This is a genomic window from Gordonia sp. NPDC003585, assembly GCF_040610755.1.
Taxonomy (GTDB): Bacteria; Actinomycetota; Actinomycetes; order Mycobacteriales; family Mycobacteriaceae; genus Gordonia.
In genome coordinates this window covers 1-2,182 of record NZ_JBEXMX010000186.1, presented here as the reverse complement: position 1 = coordinate 2,182, position 2,182 = coordinate 1, and the positions used below count along the sequence as shown (strand labels likewise).

General features: G+C 67.8%; 1 protein-coding gene and 3 pseudogenes. 1 reads left to right on the top strand and 3 read right to left on the bottom strand.

Annotated elements, in window-relative coordinates; genetic code table 11:
* Positions 1 to 199: pseudogene (locus tag ABZW74_RS24485) on the bottom strand (alpha-mannosyltransferase); the annotation flags it as partial.
* 80 nt (positions 200 to 279) lie between these two features.
* Here ABZW74_RS24485 and ABZW74_RS24480 point away from each other — a divergent pair.
* Positions 280 to 816, top strand: a pseudogene (locus ABZW74_RS24480) (Type 1 glutamine amidotransferase-like domain-containing protein); the annotation flags it as partial.
* Here the strand turns inward: ABZW74_RS24480 and ABZW74_RS24475 are convergent.
* Together ABZW74_RS24475 and ABZW74_RS24470 are read right to left on the bottom strand one after the other, a co-directional pair.
* Entirely contained in the window at positions 700 to 1,341 is a 642-nt protein-coding gene (locus ABZW74_RS24475) for a DUF3592 domain-containing protein (protein WP_308221061.1), read from the bottom strand. The pseudogene ABZW74_RS24480 and the gene ABZW74_RS24475 overlap by 117 nt on opposite strands.
* Before the next feature lie 127 nt (positions 1,342 to 1,468).
* A pseudogene (locus ABZW74_RS24470) lies at positions 1,469 to 2,182 on the bottom strand (2-succinyl-5-enolpyruvyl-6-hydroxy-3-cyclohexene-1-carboxylic-acid synthase); the annotation flags it as partial.

The window sequence follows — 2,182 nt, the reverse complement described above, 5'->3', positions numbered from 1 at the left end:
CCCGCACGGACGGCACCAGATGCACCGGCGTCCGACGCCCCACCATGCGGGGCCCGCCCGGCTGCCCGCGCGGGGTGTCCGGAGCGATGACGACAGCCGTGTGGCCGGTGATCTCGAGATGGTCGACCACCCGCAGGACGGAGTTGACGACCCCGTTCACGTTCGGCAGGAAACTCTCGGCGACGATCGCGACGCGCATGCCGCCATCGTCACCGCCCTGTCCGACGACACAGATGTCACAACGTGACGAATCCACGAACTCATGATGAACTCCCCACCATGCCCGAACTACTCCTGCTCAGCCGCTGGCTGAACGCGGTCCCCGATTTCCTCGCGACCAGGGCACCCGCGAACGCGACGATCGGCTTCATCGCGACCGCGTCGTCGATCTACCCCGACCCCGCCTGGGTCGACCTCGACCGCACCACCCTGCACGACCAGGGATTCTCCACAGTCGACCTGGACCTCGAATCCCTGACGCCACCGCAACTCGAGCAAGCTCTACACAGAGTCGACGCCGTGTTCGTCTCCGGCGGCAACGTCTTCCATCTGCTGGGTGTGCTTCGACGCACCGCCACCGACCGACCACTCGCCGACGCCATCACCAGCGGACTCCCCTACCTGGGAGCCAGCGCGGGAGCGGCGATCGTCGGCTCCGACATCCAACCGCTCGGTCTGCTCGACGACCCGGCAGAAGCGTTACCGCTGGACTCGACGGTCGGCCTCGGGTTCGTCGACGGCGTCGTGGTGCCCCACGCGGACGGGCTCGTCGGCGGCATCGGGCGTGTGAACGCCGTCGAGCGCGCCTTCGGCGCCACCCACCGACTGCTCCTTCTCCGCGACGACCAGGCTCTCCTCGTCTCCGGCGACACCAGCGTCGTCGTTCCCGGCTGAGGCGAGTTCCGCGCGCTCGGCCCGCCACTTGCCCCATCGACGCGAGAATTCGGCGACAAACACCATCAGCAGGCCGACGATCAGCCAACCCACAACCGCGATCGACAACCCCGGAATGATCGACAGCGACGCGCTGCGCCCCATCGGCCGCGCGATGTCGGGGTTGTACGCGGCATATTCGACGCGGATGCGCTGACCTTCACTCAGTTCGGTCGGGTACAGCAGACCGAGTCGAGGGCTGTGGAACCGACCGTCGGGTGTCTGGAAATACACCTCGGCGTGCAACGGATCGGCGGACACCACGTCGGCCATCACGGTGGCCTTGCTGGCCTCGATGGTGGAGTCGTTCTTGTAGCAGCCCGCCACCAGGCAGAACGCCATGACCGTGATGGTGGTGCCGACGACGAGCAGTCCGATCTGGACTCGTCGCACGATCGTCGGATTCATGGCTGTCAGGATAATCCACCCGCCGATCGAGCCCCCACACGCTGATCGAGCCACCCCACGCTGATCGAGCCACCCCCACGCTGATCGAGCCGGTACCGAGCCCCCTGGGCGAGGCACCGTGTCGAGATCACTCCCCGCGCAACCGCTCCCCGATCCGCGCGTGCACAGCTCGTAACCTCTCCCGGTCCGTCGTCACCTCGACCACCTCGATGCCGCCCACGACCGGCTCCTCGGCCAACACCGACGACAACTCCGACACCTCGACCCGACGATGCGGTATATGGAAACCCGCACACAACGACGCCAGATCGGTGCGATGCGGAGTCCCGAACACCCGCTCGTAACTACCGGCGTAAGGCCCGGTGTTGAACCGCGGATCGCCCTGTTCGAGCAGCCCGAAGATGCCGCCGCCGTCGTCATTGGCGACGACGATCCGCAGCGAGTCCGGCCGCGGCTCCCCCGGTCCGATGACGAGTCCGGTGGCGTCGTGGATGAAGGTCAGGTCGCCCATCAGCGCGACCGTCCGACCACCCGCGAGCGCAACCCCGATCGCCGTCGAGTTGGTGCCGTCGATGCCGGCGACGCCCCGATTCGACAGGACGCGCACACCGTCACCGAGACGACCCGCGAGTGCAACATCGCGGATGGGGTTACTGGCCCCGACGACGAGTTGTTCGCCCGGCAGCATCGCCGCGCTCACCGCACGCGCGACGTGCAGACCGGTGACCGGACCGGGCGCATCGAGTTCGGCGTCGACCGCCCCGAGCACCCGCTGTTGGATCGCTGCACATTCCTTGAGCCTTTCCTCGCGCGGTTCGCCGGCGGCCTCGGCGCGGGTGCC